The following is an 18108-nucleotide window of genomic DNA, read 5'->3' as shown; positions in this document are numbered from 1 at the left end:
GCGCTGTGTGTCGCTCCGATGTGTTCTGTACAAGCGACAGAGCTCAATTGGCCAGAACAACCGTTTCGTTACTATGCCGATAACGATTCGCTGAAAGATCTGCTTAACAACTTTGGTGCCAACTACCGAGTATCGGTGTCGGTGAGCGACAAAGTGAATGACCGAGTGAGTGGTCGATTCACGCCAGAAGATCCAGCGGAGTTTCTCGACTACCTAGCGCAAGTTTATAACTTGATGTGGTACTTCGATGGCGCAGTGCTGCACGTTTACAAAGCGACAGAAACGCGCTCCCGGTTGCTGCAATTGGAACTGCTTACCGCACGCGAGCTTCGCAGTACCTTGATTTCTACCGGTGTTTGGGATGCTCGTTATGGTTGGCGCGCTGCCGAAAATAAAGGGCTGGTCTATCTAGCTGGGCCACCACGTTACGTTGAGTTGGTGGTGCAAACCGCAGAAGCGTTAGAGAGCCGATTGCTGCAAAAGTCCAACTCGACGGATGAGCTATTTGTGGAACTCATTCCGCTTAAATATGCCTCAGCAACGGACAGAAGTATCTCGTATCGCGACCAAAGCATTACCGTTCCGGGGATTGCTTCGGTATTGAGCCGTGTGGTTGGCGGTGTTCAAACTCAAATTACGGATTCTGCGTCTGTACAAACATTGTCTGTAAATGGATTACCCGCAGAAGCAGCGAAACCTCGTGGCAAAACTGCGTCTGTGCACGGCGGTGCAACCGTAGAAGCGGAGCCGGGGCTGAATGCGATCATCGTTCGCGATACCCAAGCAAGACTGCCGTTATATCGCAAGCTGGTCGCTCAACTCGATCAGCCACAATCTCGTATCGAGGTTGCGTTATCTATTGTGGACATCAGCGCAAACGATTTACGTCAGCTCGGTGTGGATTGGCGTGCGGGTGTATCGGTTGGAAACAACCGCATTGTCGACATCAAAACAACCGGCGACGTTGATAACGGCGATGTCACATTGGGCAGTGGTCAGAGTTTCAAGTCCTTGTTGGATTCGACCAACTTGAACTACTTGTTGGCACAAATTCGTTTATTGGAATCGAAAGGCAGTGCGCAAGTCGTTTCCAGACCGACGCTGCTCACGCAAGAAAACGTCGAAGCGGTGCTAAACAACAGCAGCACGTTTTACGTCAAATTGGTTGGCAAAGAGACGGCGGCTTTGGAAGAAGTGACGTATGGCACCTTGTTGCGCATTGTGCCTCGTATCGTCGGCGACAGATTCGCGACGCGACCAGAGATCAACTTGAGCCTTCATTTAGAAGATGGCGCAAAGATCCCAGATGGTGGTGTGGATGATCTCCCATCGGTACGTAAAACCGAAATCAGTACGTTAGCGACGGTAAAACAAGGGCAAAGCTTACTCATTGGTGGCGTATACCGAGACGAAGTTAGCCATCAGCTACGTAAAGTCCCGCTGTTGGGCGACATTCCGTACCTAGGTGCTTTGTTCCGTAGTAATACCAACACAACGCGCCGCACAGTTCGCATGTTCATTATCGAGCCGAGAATCGTGGTTGATGGCATTGGCGACAGCGTGTTGATAGGTAACGAGCATGATTTGCGCCCGAGTATTGGCCAGCTCAACAACATTTCGAACAACAGCGCAGAATTTAAATCGGTTGTTGAAGTATTCAGCTGTACGTCAAAAACGCAGGCAGAACGTTACCAACAAGACTTACTGTCACAGCAAAAGTCCTCGCTGCTAACTCAATGTCAATTGCCGTCAGGGCAAGTAGGCTGGCGAGTCAAAGTGGCGGAATGTGACCTTTCACAGGCCGAATGTGTTCGCCCTTCAGAGGAGCCATAACCGAAATGCAGCAATGGAAAATTCGTATTTTATCCGGCGTGCATTCCGGGGTTGAAGTCACACTGCCAGAAGGCGCATTGGTTTTAGGTAGCGACGACTTTATCGCAGACCTTGTGTTATCGGATGCTGGCGTAGAAGCCAATCACTTCACTTTAGTGTGTGACAGTGAATCGGTGATGTTGCGTGGATGTCAGGACGTAACCATCAACGGTGAAAACCGAGCGGTTGGTGAATCGGGCATCGAGCTAGATCGCCACGCGGTGGTCTCTGTTGGTGTGGTGAAATTTGCACTGGGTTACGTTGAAGACGAGCTGATTGTCACCAACGTTACGGATGCTCAAACCAAACAAGATGCACCAGTCGTTACTGCGCAAAGCACAAGCTGGAAAAGAACCGCACTGATCGCCGTGCTGTGCAGCGCGATACCAAGCGCGATATTCGCTGGCATGTGGTACAGCCAAGCCAATGGCAATGACAGTGAAGTTGTGGCAGAAGCCGAACCGATTGTGTTGGTACGCAATATTTTGAATGAGCTTGGGCTCAATGATGTGCGTGTGGAGTGGAACGCTACTGCTCATCAAGCGGTTTTAGAAGGTTATGTCGAAGACAGAACGCAGAAACTGCAACTGCTGGGAAGAATCGATGTTCTGGGTATTAACTACAAAAGTGACCTAAGAACGATGGAAGAAATCCGCCGAGGCGTGCGCTTTATTCTTCGTAACCTTGGCTATCACCAAGTGAAAGTCGAGAACGGGGATGAAACTGGCACGTTGCTGCTGACGGGCTACATCGATGACGCCAGCAAATGGAACCAAGTCGAACAAATTTTAGAACGCGATGTACCCGGTTTGGTCGCTTGGAAAGTCGAACTGCAGCGTGCAGGGGCGTACATGGACACATTAAAAGAGCTGCTCACCAACGCGGAGCTGCTTAAAAAAGTTCAATTAGTGACAAGTGGTGACCGCATTGAAGTACGTGGTGAATTAGACGACATCGAAACCACACGCTTTTACGGCGTGACTCGGGATTTTCGTGAGCAGTATGGTGAAAAGCCGTATCTGGTTTTGAAATCGATTCCCAAAGTCAGCAAAGGCACGGACATCGACTTCCCGTTTCGTAGCGTTAATTTTGGCCAAGTGCCGTACGTCATTCTTACCGATAACGTTCGCTACATGGTAGGGGCTCGCACTCCGCAGGGTTATCGCATATCCAGCGTAACGCCAGCCGGGATTGAGCTGGTGAAAGGCGGGCGCGTTATCACTATTGAACTTGGATACGAAGGCGAGAAAAACCATGACAAATCTTGAACAGATTCTAAATAACGACCTAAGTGGCATTGAAGTGCAAAACATTAAGAGCAAGCTCTTACAAGCACAGGCAGCGGTAAAGCGTCAGTTGGACTTGGGATGTCCTCCGCAGCAGTATCAATTGCTACTAAAACAGTATGAAGCATACACAGCGGCACAGGTTGTGATTGAAGCATACGAAGCTAACCAAAAATAAAGGGAAATCCTATGTCATTTTACGATGCGACCAACAGTGTAAACCTTGATGACGTTAAAACGAAACTTGAGCAACAAGCGAAAGACGCGAATAAATCCGTCACTGATGCAATTAAAAATCTAGAAACCAACGCGGACGATCCATCTAAGCTGGCTGAACTTCAGCACGCTATCAACAAATGGTCAGTGGTATACAACATCAACGCAACCACCACTCGTGCGATCAAAGATGTAATGCAGTCGATCCTGCAGAAGGTGTAATGCATGGAACGAGAATTACGCCAGCTGTTGGCTGAAATTGCTTTGATGGCGACGGGGATGCATCGTCATCAAGAGGCCAATACGATTGCTGATTGCCTTGAGGAGACTTCGAACTCTGAAGAAGTCGTAGTAATGATTCGTGCGATGAGCCTGATGAACAAAGGCGCGTACGAAGAGGCACATCGATTACTTGAGCCACTTTGCACCGCATATCCTGACCTGATCAGTTTGGCGGCGCTAGCGGCTGCAAAAGCAGGGTTACTAAGCCAAGCTGAACGTTGGATGGAACTGGCAGCTCAAGGCAGCGAAGAAAGCCAAGCTTTTGCGGCGAGCTTCACCCAAGACATTAGGAATCTTGGATGAGAGTCGACCCTAACTTTGTCGGACAAACGCCCGCTCATTCAACCGATGTTCGTCACTATGAACGCGACGATGCGAAGCGAATGAGCGAGCTTATGACACGAGAAACTACGGCCGAAGTTTCTCGCCCAGCTCCCAAAGACACGCTGACAAAAGTAGAAGAGAAACTCAACGCAATTAAAGATTGGTATGCGTCGGTCAAAGAAGCAGAGACTGTCTCTAAACAAAGCGTGCTTTCTTCGTTAAAGGACGTTTTTTCTGATCCTCAAACGCAAAAAGAAGCGCTGTGGTACGCCTTTCATCAGGCGAAAAGCGCCAAAGGAACGGATGATGCCGTTCCAGAATTATTGAGCGTTCTGAAACAAGAGTTGCTCGGCGATTTTGCAGGCCAGTTAATGGCTGAGCCGCCAACAGACAGAGCAGCATTAAAAGCGATGCTTGCGCAAAGCTTCCCACTTGGCGCTCAGAAAGAACAAGCGCTTTGGCATTGTTGGGCAGAGCTAAAGTCTTCGCCAGAGATGACATCAACAGTCGATTTAGTACGTGAAGAGCTGAGTTTTGTTATCCAAAAAAACGCGATGGTGAAGAACATCATGACTCACAGCCATAAGTTAGATTTGTCGTAGGAGTACACATGATCAATACACAGTACACCGAGGTGATGCAAACCAACCTTGAGAAGTTGCAAGATGCTCAAGTCGAAGACGGGCTGAGTGAGCGTTTTGAACAAGCTATGTCTATTCCGGAGGGGAACAACGGTTTAGAAGGCGGTTTGCTAGAAAACATCAGCGAACTAAAAAACACCATCGACAACGCGAAAAGCAGTCTACAAGACAGCATGAAAATGGTCGGTGACGATCCAGCGCAACTGTTGCAAATGCAGTGGGCGTTAACTCGAATCACGTTTCAAGAAGAGTTGATCGCGAAAACCGTGGGTAAAACCACACAGAATGTCGAAACGCTTTTGAAGGCGCAGTAATGATGAAGAATAAAATGCGCGCGCTTTGCCTTGTATTGGCGCTGTTTTTGGTGGGTTGCCAAACCGAGCTTTACACCAATGTGAGCCAAAAAGAAGGCAACGAAATGCTGTCGATCTTGTTATCGGAAGGCGTGGTGGCGACCAAAGAACCGGACAAAGACAACAAAGTAAAATTGATGGTCGATAGCTCGCAAATCGCGTTTGCCGTTGATGCATTAAAACGCAAAGGCTACCCACGAGAGCAGTTCTCGACGTTAAAAGAAGTGTTTCCAAAAGACGATTTAATCTCCTCGCCATTGGCGGAAAGAGCGCGTTTGGTTTATGCAAAATCGCAAGAGTTGTCATCAACGCTGTCGCAAATTGATGGTGTGCTGGTGGCGCGAGTCCACGTGGTACTAGAAGACCAAGATCTTCGCCCAGGCGAGCGTCCGACTCCTGCTTCGGCATCGGTGTTTATTAAACATGCTGCCGATGTGGCATTGGACTCTTACGTTCCTCAAATCAAATTGTTGGTGAACAACAGTATTGAAGGGCTGAATTACGACCGCATTAGCGTCGTGATGGTGCCATCTTCGGAGGTGCGAGTGACGACTCAAAGCAACCAATTTAAAAGTATTTTGTCGGTGCAAGTTACCAAAGAAACGGCGAACCATCTCATCGGGATTTTAGTGTTTATGGTACTGCTACTGATTGGCTCGAATGTCGCGACGTTCACGTGGTGCCGCAGGAGCGCAAAGCGTGGTTAAACCTGAAACACCGATGGCTCAGGTGCTGCATCAGTTCAACTACTGCCCATGTCAGTACCTAGAGCAAAACTGGATCGTGCCAAAACAACCTTGGCTTCTTAATCTGGATGGCTGGCGAGATAACCCAAACTTCAACCTTTGGTGTTTAGAAGAGTGGGCGCTTGCGCCTGTTCCAGAAACGGCTTTTAACAAGCCACACCATAGCTTGGCTCTGCTTCCTCCTGATGCGCTCAGTGCGTTAATGCTCACCATTGGCGGGGCGTTGCACAGTTTTGCGATGCGTCAAGTGGTACTTAAAAAGCCCAAGCAGTGTTTGAACAACGTGTTTGGTTTGGATATCGCCCGTTTTCTTATTCAGCAAGGGCCGATGTTGTTGTCACAATGGCCGAAAGGTTGGCAAAAAGCGTTACCAGACATGATGAAAGAAGACGAAGTTGAACGTCATATGCTCAAACAGGGCTACGCATGGATGAAGTTCATCTTAGCGAGCTCTTCTCACGATATTTTGCTCCGTTGGCAGTTCAAGCTCGATCAATCACTTAGCCAAGTGAAAGAAAACACCTCTTGGCTCGTTGAAGAGCAGCGTGATCTCGCGTACCGACTCACCAAAAAAATCGCAAAACAGGTTATTCCCCAATGGTTTCATTTGTTGAAATAAAAACCGACAACTTGCAGTTAGCGCCAGGTTTAAAGGTGCTCAAAGCCAAGGATTACGTTAGTTATCTCGATTCACAACATTTGGTTGAAGCGGCGAATTCGAAAGCCGACAGCATCATTGCTAAAGCGCAGCAAGCGTATGAAACCGAAAAGCAGCGCGGCTATCAAGATGGTTTGGAGCAGGCGAAAATAGAAAATGCGCAAGCGATGGTCGCTACTTTGGCTCGCTGCAATGAATATTACCTGCAAGTTGAGCACAAAATGACGAACGTCGTCTTAGATGCGGTGCGTAAAATCATCGACACATTTGATGACGTTGACACCACGATCAGCGTGGTCAGAGAAGCGCTGCAATTGGTGAGTAATCAAAAGCAAGTGATCTTACACGTTCATCCTGAGCAAGTGGTTGACGTGAGAGAGAAAGTTGCTGGCGTTTTGAGTGATTTTCCTGAAGTGGGTTATGTCGATGTGGTTGCCGATGCGCGCCTCAAAAACGGTGGCTGCATACTGGAAACCGAAGTCGGCATTATTGACGCCAGTATCGATGGACAGATTCAGGCGTTAAAGCAAGCGATGGTGAAACAACTCAGTGAGCGGAAAATGACGTCACCAGAGTAGAGCGTCACCGCCAAATCAATCGAACACAAAGCTCAGCACATTGCTGAGCTTTGTTGTTTTCAAACGTCTTAAAACGAAAAAAATCCGACCATCTTTAGCATATAAATCGCGCCGAATGATGAAAAATAACAGCATCAAAACGGCCTGAGTCACTCTGTTTTCACGACTCGTCCGCCGAATTCGTAACAAGCACTATAGGATTATTCATTCAAATGGCTAATGGATTTATTACCGCTTTGATGACGGATTTTGCTCACCGTTGCCAAATAGAACAACTGGTTTTTGATGGCGACGATTGCTGTCATCTTTTGATTGACCAAGACACGGCAATCACTGTGCGTGCTGAGGATGATCGCCTGACGCTCATTGGCTTGATTTCTGGCGACAAACCAGAACATGACGTGATGCTGCAATACATGAAAGCGTCGCTCACTCAAGGCTCACCAGCCGTTTATTGGGACGAGGAAGTCGGTTTTGTTGGCTTTGTTCATCTAAGTCAGCAATGGCTGGATGCAGCGATTTTGGATGAATCTCTCGGCAATTTCATTGAGTGGTTAAAAAGCACGAGCAACTCAACAATCAGTGACGAGCCAAGCGCGCCAGTGATGGATGCTAACCAATTCTCTACATTAAGGGTGTAAATCATGATCAGTTTTGGAAATGTGAGTGCATTGCAAGCGGCGATGCCACAAGCTCGTAATGAGATTCTAAATGAAGGCAAACTCAGCATTGGTGGTAAGGAATATACGATCAATGCTGCTACTCAAGAGTTTACACGCGCAAACCCTACAAGTGGTGCAGTCGCGCGTTTCTTTGAAGCTACTGGGAAATTATTTCGTGAAGGCAGCACGCAGTCTGTGGCAAAAGCGATCACAAAAGCAGTGTTTGACAACGAACAGGGACAAGCTCAACGTTTGCAAACATCGTCTTCTGTCGAGCATGGTCAGATGTTGTTTAAAGACGCGAACCTCAAAACGCCTTCAGATGTTCTGAATGCGTTTGCGAAGTTGGACAGCAAAATGGTGAAGTCTCACGCTGCTGAGCTGAGCCAACTTGCCGAACGAGCCATGACAGAAGTGATGCTAGAGACGGATTCTGGCAAGAAACTCAAAGCGCTGATTGGTGATGATGCCGTTAAGTCGCTCGCGGTGCGCGTGGTGAAAGATTACGGCGGTGGCGTGGCGGCTGCTCAGAAAAATCCAGAAGTACGCATCAACCAAATGCAAGCTGTCTTTGACATGGAGGTGATGCACCTAAAAGCAGCGCAGCGACATATTGAAGGGCTCGCAAGTACGGATTTAGACCAAGGCGTGTATGCAGAAGGTCTTCCTGAAGACGCTTTCAATAAAGCTGGCGTGACCAACAATGTTGAACGCGCAGCGGCTTGGATCATCAATGCTTCAAACTCAAAAGGGAACGATGCGGAAAACATCACGTCATTATTGAAAGAGTACGCGACCAACGGTAAAGACTTGCTGAATATGGACAACCTAAAAGAGTTGCATGCTCGTTTGGTACCAAATGTAGAACGCGATTACCGTGGGCCAAATATCTCTGGTGGCACATTACCATCTAGTATTGGTGGGGAAGGCATGTTGAAGCAACACATTGAAGGCTTTTTGAAAGAGAATCCAGTTGCAGACAAAGACCTCGGTAAACATTTGTTTGCTGGTGTGATTGGTTATCACGGCTTTACCGATGGCAACGGACGCATGGGGCGCATGCTTTATGCCATCGCTGAACTGCGTAATGACTCGTTCAATCCTTTGGCGATGAATGCCGAAAACAGTCTTCACGGCATTAAATAACTCAGCGATTTTTTGTGGTGGTATTTGTATGTTGGTAAGAGCGGCGAGTGCCGCTCTTTTGTTGCCTCTGTTTATGCGATTCAATCATATCAACTTTTAAAACGGCTAATAGCGCTAAAATTCAGACGTTTAAATAAAGTCTAACTTGGAAGCTCACCTTAAAATGTCCCTCATCGTTATGGGCTTATTTCAATAAGCCGTCATCAAATTTAACAGGACACAACATGGATACCGGAAAGATCAATATTCTTCTCGCAGAGCTAGGGGATTCACTCAACCTTGAGCGCGTTACCGAGTTTGAGCATCAAATGTGGTCGCTCTGTTTTAGCGAGGATAACGCGATCGATGTGCAATTTGTGCAAGAGAAGAACGAGGTGCTTGTCTCAAAAAGCCTAATGGTAGAGAAAGATATTCTCACCGCCGACAAGCTTCAATTGCTGCTGGAATACAACTTTTTGTATCGCGAAACGGGCGGAGTGCAGTTTTGCATCAACCCAACTACCAAAGACATTCTGCTTCAAATCGCCATCACGGCAGACACCGAGATCAGCCAATTAGCCAACGTGATCAGTCAGTTGAATGAGTTGAGTGACACTTGGGTGCAACTGTTCCAAAACAACACGGTTGTCGATTTTAGCCAACAAACTGGCTCACACCCGTTTATTCAAGTTTAAGGTTTTTTACATGGTTAATATCAATACGTCACACATGCAGTCGTTGAGCCAGCTGACGTCACATCTGGCGACACAGAATCAAGCGGACGATAAAGAGATTCGAGCACACAACGGCAAAGACATTTTCGTCAAAGAAGGTGCGCCAAAAAACAAAAGCGTGAGCGCTCGTATTAGCCATCAGAACAAAGCGAAAGACATCGTGGTGAATCTGCTCACCAAGCAGGGCATTCCAAAAGATGTGGCGAAGCAGATGCTGCAAAACGTGCTCAATGGCGAAAACAAGCTGACGCTCGGCAATTTGAAAAATCTAGAAAGATTGTCGTCTGGCCCAAGTTCGCATTGGCCTACCGCACAAACCGTAACCTCGTCTTCCAAAGCCAGCAAAGCCTCATCCAGCGTGGCGCTGATCAACGAGCACAAAGCCAACCTTCAAAAGCTGGGGGATTTTGCATGTACAGACTTAAATACGTTTGGTCAAAAAGGGTCGCAGTTTTATGAAACAAAAGGCGCGCCAAGGCTAAACGCACTTTACGCGAACCAAGCGCGAATCATGCAAGATCAAAGAGCAACCATGTCTGCCAGCGCAGTTCAAGCCGCCGCGCAAAGAGGCAATGCGCCGCAATTAAGCACGTTACAGAACATTGCTAAGTCGGTCCAAAATGCCAAGGCGGGTTGTTGTACCACATTTGCTTTTGCCGCTGCTGCGGAAATGATTCAAGGCATGTCAGGCACACCAGAAAACCAGCCCAAAGTAGAAGTTGTGGCGTTTAAAAAAGGCCATTCTGGCACGCACCTTTACGTATTAGTGGGGCGCCAAGAAGGCAGCGACATTAAAGATCCATCGACGTGGAATAAAGACGTAAAAATCGTCGATCCTTGGGCGGCGTCAGCGTTTGGTGCGACCATGTTTGGTGATGCCCAACGCCCGCCAGTATCGAACATGTTCCCGCCAACAGAAGTGATTTTCGATAGCCACAAACTTGGTTAATTGAGGTTTGCCGCGCAGATTAAACTTCGAAGATGAAAACCGAATCTGAGAGAAAAGAGCAGCCGAGTGTTGCTCTTTTTTTATTTACAAACCAGATGGTTAAGTTTCGGTTGCGTCTGAAGTGAACACCGCAAAGAACGGTAAAAGTGACAAAAATAAAACCATTAGCGACATCGTCAAAATGGGAATCGGTGTTCAATAGAGTAACGGAAACAAGAGGAAAGATTATGAACACGATTCAACCACTACTCGATGAATTTTGTCGTTTAAATGAGTTACCACCGCTCATTTTTGAGGATGGAAATCGTTGTCAGCTTCTCGTTGATGATCGATTCGTGCTGTATTTCACCGCCACAGAAGACGACGCCTTAATGCTCTCTGTTGCGTTTGGTGGCTTAGAAAAATCGGGAGAGTTGCGAGTAAGAGGGCTAGAGCTGTTAGCCCGCGCAAACTACCAAGGGTTAGGCAGTGGTAACTTAACGTTATCGCTTGCACCGAATGGTCGACAACTAGTCTTAGCGGGACGCCAACCTAGCGAGCATCTTAACTCAGCCAATCTGACCGCTTGGTTCCACGAAATCATCGAACAGACCGAACTTTGGCAAGCGCGTTTTGCCATGTTGGAGCAAGATCTTTCAGCCATTTCAAGCCATGAACCAAGTCATGTTCAGCCACTGCGAGTGTAGGAGGAAGGTATGGTGAATACAACGCAAAAAATCAGTCAAAGTCCAGTACCCGATTTGGAACAGTTTCGTGCCATTGCCGCGCAAAAAGATGACCGAGTAATCAGCAAAAGAGGCGAAGTCAAAGAACCGTCCACGTTCCATAAAGGCCACAAGTTTACTTCTGTTAGCGAAGGCCTATTAAGAAAAAAATACACCAAGTTCTTTCAAGAAAATATCAAAACGCACCTCGACTTAAAGCAGGCGTTGCTTAAAGAAGAAAAGCCAGAAACCGCGCTTTTAGCTTATTCATTAGTCAGTCCATCAGGTTACCGTGGTGAGCCATTAACCGAGCGGAAAATTTTGGAAGTGGTGAGCCTACTTGATGAAGTAAAAGTCGACAGCGACAGCTATCAACAGCTCAAAAATACGTTTGATTCGATCAGCAAAGATCCGCGTATGCAGGTCAGCTTGGAGCACCAGTATCCGGGCAAAATGGACGGTTTCGGCGCGCAGTTACTGGAAATGGGAAAGGAAAAACTGAAAGGTTCGGGCGTCAACGCAGCCATTAACTTGGCGTTACCCGGCGTGGGCTTGCTGGTCGCAACAGGGCGCGAACTTCATAAAGCCGCCGTTAATGGGGATGCAGAAGCGTATCATCACCAACTCGAACAAATCTCGCAACTGCCGGGCAGAGAGCAACGCTTATCGATGCCAATGCAACAAACGTTAGCCATCGGTCATGCGATGTTGTCGGCTGAAGGTGCTGTTGGTGCCACACTTGGCATGGCAACGGGCAGCTTGGGTACGTTTGGCGTAAGCTCGGTAGGGACGGCTGGCGTGTTACCGGCAGCAAAAGAAGCGATTGGCACGGTAGAGGCTTCTGCCATGATTAGCGGTGGTGGTTTTGCTGCTGGCCAAGCTGGGGCGTATGGCCTAAACAACGAAGTGCAAGACCAAATCAAGCAAGGGCCAATGTCCGGCGTGTTGCCGCGTTTGGAAATTTCAAACGTGAAGGGCGACTTCACTTTTAGCATGCAAGAGCCGGCGGCAGTTCGAGCGCTGATGGCGTATCTTGGTCCAAAAGAAGATACTTTAATGAGCTCGCCTAATGCGCCAAAAGAAGCGCAAGAGATGGAAGCCGCGCGTTTAACACTTAAGCAAATGCTTGGCTCAAGCCCGAGTGAACATCTCGTTCCAGATGTCGACTCACTGCTTAAACTGAGCGATGAAGACATGCCAAGTCAGACAGAGTCTACGGCGAACGGTGCATTTAAAAAGCTGTTAAATGAAGATTGGGACTGGCTGATGCCTGCTGTTCGAGCCATGGATAAAGGCGAAGCGAATCAGATCAACGAGAAGCTGACGTACAAGTTGCCTTTGGACGCCACCAACGGACGTGTGTATCTCGATAAGTGCCCGAACTTAAGTGACGCCCAGCTTGATGCATTAGATAAACTCGGCTCACCAAGCCAATTACGACTAATGTACTTAGCCGAAGGCTGGATTTAAAAGAAAAGGGAGCACTCGTTCCCTTTTTGCTGATTACATCGCAGCTGGAACAATGCCAGTTTAGCGTGAACTCATTATTCGAATTTCATAAAACTGTCCATTTGTTTTGTTGGCAATATGTTCGGACAGAGCGTCTGTATTTTCTGAGCGAGCGAAAACAACATATGCGTTGCACCGCCTTCAGCCTGTCCGCGAGGTGTTTAGTGGTCAGTAGCCTCAAACACATTGCGCTCCTTTAGACCATTTTCTTTGGCAAACTCTAGGCTTGGTAGAGGTAATTCATTGGCTCATAATTCACCGTTGCGAGCTTTTGCGATACGTAGCTCCGCCATTGCTCCTAATGTACCAGTATATTAAGAATTAGGTACGACCTGAGTTGCATTGAGGTCAGAGCGACGCACTTTGCCTTTTGAATAAAACTACCTTTGAGTACCATCAGATTCCAATGACGCCAACCAACGGAGCACTTCGGCAGTGGCTTCAATTAGTTCGCTTGGGATGTATTGGTCAACGTTGCCGTCGGCATAAAGCGCACGCGCCAATGGCACTTTCTGCATTACTGGCACGCCTTCTTCACGTGCAATTGCAATCATGCGTTTAGCCATCGCATCGGTTTCCATCAGAGTGATCACAGGCAACGGTGTTTCGCCTTTTTTGTAGTACAGACCAACCGCGATGTGAGTCGGGTTAGTTACTAAGACGTTGGAGCGCTTAACGTTTTCGCGTTGATTAGAAGCTTGAAGTTCTTGATGAAACTGACGGCGTTTACTTTTGATTTCCGGGCTGCCTTCCATCTCTTTGTATTCGCGTTTCACTTCGTCCTTGCTCATTTTGAGCTTCTTCGTGTGGTCAAACTTCTGGTAAGCAAAATCTGCTGCAGCGATCACGACAAAACCAACCGATGAAATAATCATCAATTGTTTAATCATAACTCCCGTCACCGCAGGGACGCATTCCAATCCACAAGTTGGAATTTGCATCAAGGTGTTGATGTTGCCCCGCAACGTAACCCAAATGATGCAGGAAAGCAGAGACACCTTGAGTATCGACTTGATGAACTCAATGACGCTTTTTAGCGAGAAGATGCGCTTTGCGCCCTCGACAGGGTTGATTTTCTTAATGTCGGGCTTGACAGACTCGCCACTAAAAAGAAAACCAAACTGTCCCATGTTAGAAAAAATCGCGATAAGCGCTGCGACCAAAATAATTGGAGCGAGCAGGTAGGCCATCTCTTTGGCGATAGCGATGGCAACATCGATCAACGCGTCTTGAAAGCCTTGATATGCGAGCTCGCTTGGCAGCAAAAGTAGGGCAGAGATGTGCGACATGTAGTAATCGGCAAAGGCGAACAGCACGGCGATGAGTGCCAGAATTAACGCCGAAGAGACGATCTCTTGGCTCTTTGCGACTTGCCCTTTTTGGCGGGCGTCGCGGAGCTTTTTGGCGGTGGGTTGTTCGGTTTTTTCACCACTCATAGAACATCCTAACCTTTATTTCCAAATCGTGTTGAGCTGCTCGCCAAAACGAGTGATGCCATAAAATAGTGCTTCAAAGTGAGCCATCATTAATCCGAGATAGACGATCAATAACACACTCGCGATGGCACTTTTGATCGGCATCGCCAAGAAGAAAACGTTGAGTTGTGGCGCAAAGCGGCTGATCAGCGCAAGGCCAAATTCGGCTAAGAACATCGCTAGCACAAGTGGCGCCGACATTAATACACCATGCCACATTAACTGTTGGAACTGATCATAGAAAAAGCCTACCCACGCGTTCGTGACCATCGGGAAAAAGCCGAGTATTGGCCAAGTGGTGTAGCTTTTAAACAAAGCGTAGATAAATGCAACAAAGCCACCGCCAGAGAAGAACAAGGTGATCAACGTTTGGGTGAGTAACACCGCCGTTGGGGTGGATTGAGAACCCAGCGTTGGGTTGAACATGCTCGCCATCGCCGCACCGCGTTGGTTATCCACCAAAAAGCCAGTGGCTTCAATCGCCCAAAAAGGAATGGCAGCGACAAAGCCAATCAGCATACCCAGCAAGACTTCTTTACCTAGAATCACAATCAACCAAAGGCCGTCAGTTTCGGCGGGCAATGCTTGCTCGTTTACGACGGGAAAAATAAACAACGCAAGTGAGCAAAGTACGCCGTTACGGATCATTGCGCCGCCAAGCATCTGTTTACTCAAAATAGGCAGAAAGATAAAGCACGCCATGAGCCTTGGTAGCGTCAAGCTATAAAGAAACAAAGCTTGGTGTAAATCGTCGTAACTCATCGTATTTGTGGAATTTTATCCAGAGCGAGTGAGGCAAAAGCGTGCAGCTCTGCACCTAGCCACTGCGTTGTGATGAACAGGGTGATGATCACGGCAATGAGCTTCACGACAAACCCTAACGTTTGCTCTTGTACCTGAGTCAGTGCTTGGATCAGCGACACTAAGGTGCCGACTAATGCTGCGACCAAAATTGGTGGTAGCGACAAGAACAGAACCAAAGTGAGTGCTTGCGTTGTGAAATGGATGATTTCTGCAGGGTTCATTCTCTCTCCTTCATCAACCGTAACTCAGCACTAAGCCGTGCGTGAGTTTTGTCCAGCCATCAAGCAAAACGAAAAGCAGTAACTTGAAGGGTAGAGAAATGGTCATCGGTGACACCATCATCATCCCCATTGCGAGCAGAATATTGGAAACAATCAAATCGATAGCGATAAACGGCAAGTAGAGTAGGAAGCCGATTTCAAAAGCCCGCGTTAACTCGCTGACCGTAAATGCAGGCAGCAACAGCAATAAGCTGTCGGATTCCAAACGGTCCACGTATTTTTGTGGCCACAGCGTGCGTGCTGCGTCGGTAAAAAATATCGCTTCGGTTTCACGGATGTGCTTTTTCAAAAACTCGCGATACGGCTGTAAACCACTTTCAATCAGGCCCTCAACGCTGGCAGAGTCTTCCAAAGAAATGTCGTGCTGTTTTACGTAGTCGTACGTTTCAAAGCCAACCGGTGCCATGATGAAAATCGACAAAATGATCGCCAAGCCATACAGCGCCATATTCGGCGGAATCTGTTGTACGCCAAGCGCATTTCGCAGCAGCGAAAACACGACCGCGAGTTTCACAAATGAGGTCGCCATCATGGCGATAAACGGGATCAATGCCAGCAACGCTAGGCTGACAATGAGGTTTAGCTCATCAGGTAACTGAATCATGCCGGCTCCTGAGTGCCGCCGAATAATTCAAGCACACGTACACCTAAATGATCGTTGACGTTTACCAGTTCACATTCACCAATGATTTTACCATTCGCGCGCAGTGTCACGGGCTTGGACACCGGTTGGTTGAGCTCGAAAACGTACCCCGGTTGCAGTTGGTTGAGTTGCTCCAGCGTGACGGTTTGGTGGCCGATGTCGAACGTGAGTTCCACAGGCAGTTGCTGGTGGTCTGTGAGTGTTTCGGATGTGTTTACGTCATTCATATTGGTTTCTTTCTCAATTATGTAGAGGGTGTTGTCTTCAAGTTGACAACGCCACAGATTCTTATTGGATACCTGAACAATCGCTTGTTGCTGGGCGATGTAGCATTGGTCAAAAAAGATCACGTCTCCAAGCTCTAACGAATGGAATTGATTTAAGTCCAGGTGCGTTTTGCCAAGGCTTAGCCAGACAGGAAGGGCAATATGCTGAGTCAGTTGCGACGAGCATGGCGGCAGCGCATCAACTAAAACGCTTTGACCTTCACTTACCCACAAACAAAGTGATGCGCTCGGTTTGTTTAGCGTCAGCATTAAGGTATTGCGCTGCGTTTCGATTTGTTCCAGCGGTTGTAATTTGCTGAGGATCGGTAACTGACCAAATAGGCGTTTGAACGCGTCAGCATGAGGCTCAATCTGCGTACTGAGCAGAGCTAACTGCAACGAGTTTGGGAGAGATTCAAACGCTGTCGCATTCAAAGTTGAGTGAAGCCATTGCTGCAGTTGCGCGGAACAAAAATCGACTTGAATGGTTTGTCCACCAACCAGAGTGGTCAAGCGGTAGCCAGAAAATTCCGGTTTTTGCGATGCGGTTATGGAGATGCTGTGCTCGTCACGTCCTTGAAAGTGGCATTGTTTAGCGCAGAGCTGATTGGTCAGCGCAATGCTCTCGGCATCGACTGTTGGGATGGTTAATTTCATTGATCCGCCTCGGGTTGCCATTCTTCATAAACGCTACGTTGTTGGCGTGATTGTTGTTGATCTTGCTGTGTGTGACCGTGTTGCGACGTCTGCTCGCTGATCGAGACGCGCAAAGGCTGTTCAAAGCCCATGCGGTTTAAACGTTCTGCCAGATCTTGCCTCGCTTGTTGATTGATGATGGAAAGCGCATGCTCTTGTCGAATCGTCACGCTATAACCTTGCGAATCTAACTTGATGTGGATTTCGCCACCTTTGAGTTGACCCTCGCTTAGAAACAATCGTACTTCTTTCTCATTCGATGCCGTTGGTAGGGCAACGTACACTTTATCCACCAATTGCTGAATCAGTTGGCTGACTTCACGAGTTGGTTGAGTAGGTTGTGGAGTCGAGATGCCTTTCAAAATCACATCGCCTTGAGTGATCGGTGTCGTGACTGGTTGATGCATCGGCTTGTCATTGCTTTTTTCTGAATCCAACATGGCTTTATCTAGCAACGTGCGCTCACCCTTGCTCGCTTTGGGATGTTCATCATTAGGGAATGGTGTTTTCAAATTACGCGAATTAAAGCCAAGTGATGAGTCACCCTCATGCTTGTTTACTTCAGTTTTAGTTGCAGTTTTGTGCACAGTTGAAGTGACAGGATGAGAGGCGAGTGACGCAGAAGCCGCAGACGCGACGGTTGTTGATGCTAATGTTGACGCTAAAGCGTCGGATACCGTTTCAATTGTATCCGGCTTCGTTCCCGCAGTAGGAATGTGCTTAGTCTCTTTCGGCGACTGTGTCGACTCGTGTAACTCTGCTGTTTTAGCAGCCGCGAGTTCGGTTTTAGAATCATCATGATCTTCGGCCAAGCGTTCAAATGCGTCTTGCTCGTCAGCGTTTTTCTCACGCTTATTCGAAGGCTCCATTGGTAGTTTCTTATCACCGGTAGTAGGCATTCGAATTTCAGATTTCATGTGTGCGTCCATATCGCTTGGCGTTTTGTCTTGGGTGTTCAGAGCGATAGGTGACGACGTATCTGATTCGTTGTTTATATTTTCTGTGACGACGTCACCACTTTGAGCAAAAGCAGATTTCTCAGCCGTCTTACGCTGGTTGCTACCTGTCGAATACAGTGACGCAAGAGAGCGCTCTGAGTAATTTTCAGTAAACGGTTTTTTAGCTTCTAAAGCCGCTTGATTATTGGTTTCATTTGGCTGTGGTTTGGTTTGGTCTGGGCTTTCCTTTAGCGCATGCTCAAAACGCGATTGAAGCATGGCATGATCGTCAATCGGCATTGGAGATTGTGGTGAATGAGGCTGCGTACTTGGGGTATCCGTACTTGGTTTAATGCGCATGATGAA

At 47.8% G+C, this 18108-nt stretch carries 21 protein-coding genes and 1 pseudogene; 16 read left to right on the top strand and 6 right to left on the bottom strand.

Annotated features, from left to right (window positions below; translation table 11 throughout):
- Window positions 1-39: 39 nt before the first annotated feature.
- The 16 genes and pseudogenes from vscC to vopQ form a co-directional block, all read left to right on the top strand.
- A pseudogene (gene vscC / locus UF05_RS23440) lies at window positions 40-1833 on the top strand (SctC family type III secretion system outer membrane ring subunit VscC); the annotation flags it as partial.
- A gap of 5 nt (window positions 1834-1838) precedes the next feature.
- On the top strand, window positions 1839-3140 hold the full coding sequence (gene vscD, locus UF05_RS23435; RefSeq protein ID WP_029837453.1) for a SctD family type III secretion system inner membrane ring subunit VscD: 1302 nt from the start codon (window positions 1839-1841) through the stop codon (window positions 3138-3140).
- Window positions 3127-3336: an EscE/YscE/SsaE family type III secretion system needle protein co-chaperone gene (locus UF05_RS23430; protein WP_015296814.1), complete on the top strand. Its 210-nt coding sequence runs from the start codon at window positions 3127-3129 to the stop codon at window positions 3334-3336. The genes vscD and UF05_RS23430 overlap by 14 nt, the downstream gene beginning before the upstream one ends.
- Window positions 3337-3347: 11 nt before the next feature.
- Window positions 3348-3596 (top strand): type III secretion system needle filament protein VscF, encoded by a 249-nt coding sequence (gene vscF / locus UF05_RS23425; protein ID WP_005464566.1) that lies wholly within the window; start codon window positions 3348-3350, stop codon window positions 3594-3596.
- Window positions 3597-3599: 3 nt separating this feature from the next.
- Complete coding sequence (gene vscG / locus UF05_RS23420) at window positions 3600-3959, top strand: YscG family type III secretion system chaperone VscG (protein ID WP_005477707.1); 360 nt, start codon at window positions 3600-3602, stop codon at window positions 3957-3959.
- Entirely contained in the window at window positions 3956-4582 is a 627-nt protein-coding gene (gene vscH, locus UF05_RS23415; RefSeq protein WP_045545196.1) for a YopR family T3SS polymerization control protein VscH, read from the top strand. Before vscG ends, vscH begins: the two co-directional genes overlap by 4 nt.
- A gap of 8 nt (window positions 4583-4590) precedes the next feature.
- Window positions 4591-4935 carry a SctI family type III secretion system inner rod subunit VscI gene (gene vscI, locus UF05_RS23410; protein WP_005464519.1) on the top strand — a complete coding sequence of 115 codons (345 nt, stop codon included), beginning with the start codon at window positions 4591-4593 and terminating at the stop codon, window positions 4933-4935.
- On the top strand, window positions 4935-5681 hold the full coding sequence (vscJ, locus tag UF05_RS23405; protein WP_005500485.1) for a SctJ family type III secretion inner membrane ring lipoprotein Vsc: 747 nt from the start codon (window positions 4935-4937) through the stop codon (window positions 5679-5681). Before vscI ends, vscJ begins: the two co-directional genes overlap by 1 nt.
- A complete protein-coding gene (gene vscK, locus UF05_RS23400; protein WP_045545195.1) occupies window positions 5674-6339 on the top strand; it encodes a SctK family type III secretion system sorting platform protein VscK in 666 nt (221 codons plus the stop codon). The genes vscJ and vscK overlap by 8 nt, the downstream gene beginning before the upstream one ends.
- Window positions 6318-6956, top strand: a complete 639-nt coding sequence (gene vscL, locus UF05_RS23395) for a SctL family type III secretion system stator protein VscL (protein WP_005464499.1) — start codon at window positions 6318-6320, stop codon at window positions 6954-6956. Before vscK ends, vscL begins: the two co-directional genes overlap by 22 nt.
- A gap of 212 nt (window positions 6957-7168) precedes the next feature.
- Window positions 7169-7597: a CesT family type III secretion system chaperone gene (locus UF05_RS23390; RefSeq protein WP_025499831.1), complete on the top strand. Its 429-nt coding sequence runs from the start codon at window positions 7169-7171 to the stop codon at window positions 7595-7597.
- Window positions 7598-7600: 3 nt separating this feature from the next.
- Window positions 7601-8764: a T3SS effector adenosine monophosphate-protein transferase VopS gene (gene vopS, locus UF05_RS23385; protein ID WP_020840565.1), complete on the top strand. Its 1164-nt coding sequence runs from the start codon at window positions 7601-7603 to the stop codon at window positions 8762-8764.
- A 224-nt stretch (window positions 8765-8988) separates the two neighbouring features.
- Window positions 8989-9438 carry a type III secretion system chaperone gene (locus tag UF05_RS23380; RefSeq protein ID WP_045545194.1) on the top strand — a complete coding sequence of 150 codons (450 nt, stop codon included), beginning with the start codon at window positions 8989-8991 and terminating at the stop codon, window positions 9436-9438.
- Between the two features lie 10 nt (window positions 9439-9448).
- Window positions 9449-10426 carry a type III secretion system effector VopR gene (gene vopR / locus UF05_RS23375; protein WP_045545193.1) on the top strand — a complete coding sequence of 326 codons (978 nt, stop codon included), beginning with the start codon at window positions 9449-9451 and terminating at the stop codon, window positions 10424-10426.
- 227 nt (window positions 10427-10653) lie between these two features.
- Entirely contained in the window at window positions 10654-11112 is a 459-nt protein-coding gene (locus tag UF05_RS23370) for a CesT family type III secretion system chaperone (protein WP_045545192.1), read from the top strand.
- A 9-nt stretch (window positions 11113-11121) separates the two neighbouring features.
- Window positions 11122-12600, top strand: a complete 1479-nt coding sequence (gene vopQ, locus UF05_RS23365) for a type III secretion system effector VopQ (RefSeq protein WP_045545191.1) — start codon at window positions 11122-11124, stop codon at window positions 12598-12600.
- A 419-nt stretch (window positions 12601-13019) separates the two neighbouring features.
- On the opposite strand, the gene vscU is transcribed toward vopQ, so the two are convergent.
- The 6 genes from vscU to vscP are packed head-to-tail and all read right to left on the bottom strand — an operon-like array spanning window position 13020 to window position 18102.
- Window positions 13020-14075: a SctU family type III secretion system export apparatus subunit VscU gene (gene vscU / locus UF05_RS23360; RefSeq protein ID WP_045545190.1), complete on the bottom strand. Its 1056-nt coding sequence runs from the start codon at window positions 14073-14075 to the stop codon at window positions 13020-13022.
- Window positions 14076-14090: 15 nt separating this feature from the next.
- Window positions 14091-14876 carry a SctT family type III secretion system export apparatus subunit VscT gene (gene vscT, locus UF05_RS23355; RefSeq protein ID WP_045545189.1) on the bottom strand — a complete coding sequence of 262 codons (786 nt, stop codon included), beginning with the start codon at window positions 14874-14876 and terminating at the stop codon, window positions 14091-14093.
- Window positions 14873-15139, bottom strand: coding sequence for a SctS family type III secretion system export apparatus subunit VscS (gene vscS / locus UF05_RS23350; RefSeq protein ID WP_005464497.1), 267 nt, complete (start codon window positions 15137-15139; stop codon window positions 14873-14875). The genes vscT and vscS overlap by 4 nt, the downstream gene beginning before the upstream one ends.
- Before the next feature lie 13 nt (window positions 15140-15152).
- A complete protein-coding gene (gene vscR / locus UF05_RS23345) occupies window positions 15153-15803 on the bottom strand; it encodes a SctR family type III secretion system export apparatus subunit VscR (RefSeq protein ID WP_005377232.1) in 651 nt (216 codons plus the stop codon).
- Complete coding sequence (gene vscQ / locus UF05_RS23340; RefSeq protein ID WP_079854902.1) at window positions 15800-16786, bottom strand: SctQ family type III secretion system cytoplasmic ring protein VscQ; 987 nt, start codon at window positions 16784-16786, stop codon at window positions 15800-15802. Before vscQ ends, vscR begins: the two co-directional genes overlap by 4 nt.
- A complete protein-coding gene (gene vscP, locus UF05_RS23335) occupies window positions 16762-18102 on the bottom strand; it encodes a type III secretion system needle length determinant VscP (RefSeq protein WP_045545187.1) in 1341 nt (446 codons plus the stop codon). Before vscP ends, vscQ begins: the two co-directional genes overlap by 25 nt.
- Window positions 18103-18108: the final 6 nt, after the last annotated feature.

Source organism: Vibrio sp. S457-15 (genome assembly GCF_000960545.1).
GTDB lineage: Bacteria > Pseudomonadota > Gammaproteobacteria > Enterobacterales > Vibrionaceae > Vibrio > Vibrio parahaemolyticus.
Note: the sequence above shows the minus strand (reverse complement) of the source record. Positions and strands in the feature narration are given on the sequence as shown.

Coding starts and splice junctions, on each gene's coding strand:
- vscD (WP_029837453.1), top strand. CDS start 1,839: ATGCAGCAATGGAAAATTCGTATTTTATCCGGCGTGCATTCCGGGGTT.
- UF05_RS23430 (WP_015296814.1), top strand. CDS start 3,127: ATGACAAATCTTGAACAGATTCTAAATAACGACCTAAGTGGCATTGAA.
- vscF (WP_005464566.1), top strand. CDS start 3,348: ATGTCATTTTACGATGCGACCAACAGTGTAAACCTTGATGACGTTAAA.
- vscG (WP_005477707.1), top strand. CDS start 3,600: ATGGAACGAGAATTACGCCAGCTGTTGGCTGAAATTGCTTTGATGGCG.
- vscH (WP_045545196.1), top strand. CDS start 3,956: ATGAGAGTCGACCCTAACTTTGTCGGACAAACGCCCGCTCATTCAACC.
- vscI (WP_005464519.1), top strand. CDS start 4,591: ATGATCAATACACAGTACACCGAGGTGATGCAAACCAACCTTGAGAAG.
- vscJ (WP_005500485.1), top strand. CDS start 4,935: ATGATGAAGAATAAAATGCGCGCGCTTTGCCTTGTATTGGCGCTGTTT.
- vscL (WP_005464499.1), top strand. CDS start 6,318: ATGGTTTCATTTGTTGAAATAAAAACCGACAACTTGCAGTTAGCGCCA.
- UF05_RS23390 (WP_025499831.1), top strand. CDS start 7,169: ATGGCTAATGGATTTATTACCGCTTTGATGACGGATTTTGCTCACCGT.
- vopS (WP_020840565.1), top strand. CDS start 7,601: ATGATCAGTTTTGGAAATGTGAGTGCATTGCAAGCGGCGATGCCACAA.
- UF05_RS23380 (WP_045545194.1), top strand. CDS start 8,989: ATGGATACCGGAAAGATCAATATTCTTCTCGCAGAGCTAGGGGATTCA.
- vopR (WP_045545193.1), top strand. CDS start 9,449: ATGGTTAATATCAATACGTCACACATGCAGTCGTTGAGCCAGCTGACG.
- UF05_RS23370 (WP_045545192.1), top strand. CDS start 10,654: ATGAACACGATTCAACCACTACTCGATGAATTTTGTCGTTTAAATGAG.
- vopQ (WP_045545191.1), top strand. CDS start 11,122: ATGGTGAATACAACGCAAAAAATCAGTCAAAGTCCAGTACCCGATTTG.
- vscU (WP_045545190.1), bottom strand. CDS start 14,075: ATGAGTGGTGAAAAAACCGAACAACCCACCGCCAAAAAGCTCCGCGAC.
- vscT (WP_045545189.1), bottom strand. CDS start 14,876: ATGAGTTACGACGATTTACACCAAGCTTTGTTTCTTTATAGCTTGACG.
- vscS (WP_005464497.1), bottom strand. CDS start 15,139: ATGAACCCTGCAGAAATCATCCATTTCACAACGCAAGCACTCACTTTG.
- vscR (WP_005377232.1), bottom strand. CDS start 15,803: ATGATTCAGTTACCTGATGAGCTAAACCTCATTGTCAGCCTAGCGTTG.
- vscQ (WP_079854902.1), bottom strand. CDS start 16,786: ATGGCAACCCGAGGCGGATCAATGAAATTAACCATCCCAACAGTCGAT.
- vscP (WP_045545187.1), bottom strand. CDS start 18,102: ATGCGCATTAAACCAAGTACGGATACCCCAAGTACGCAGCCTCATTCA.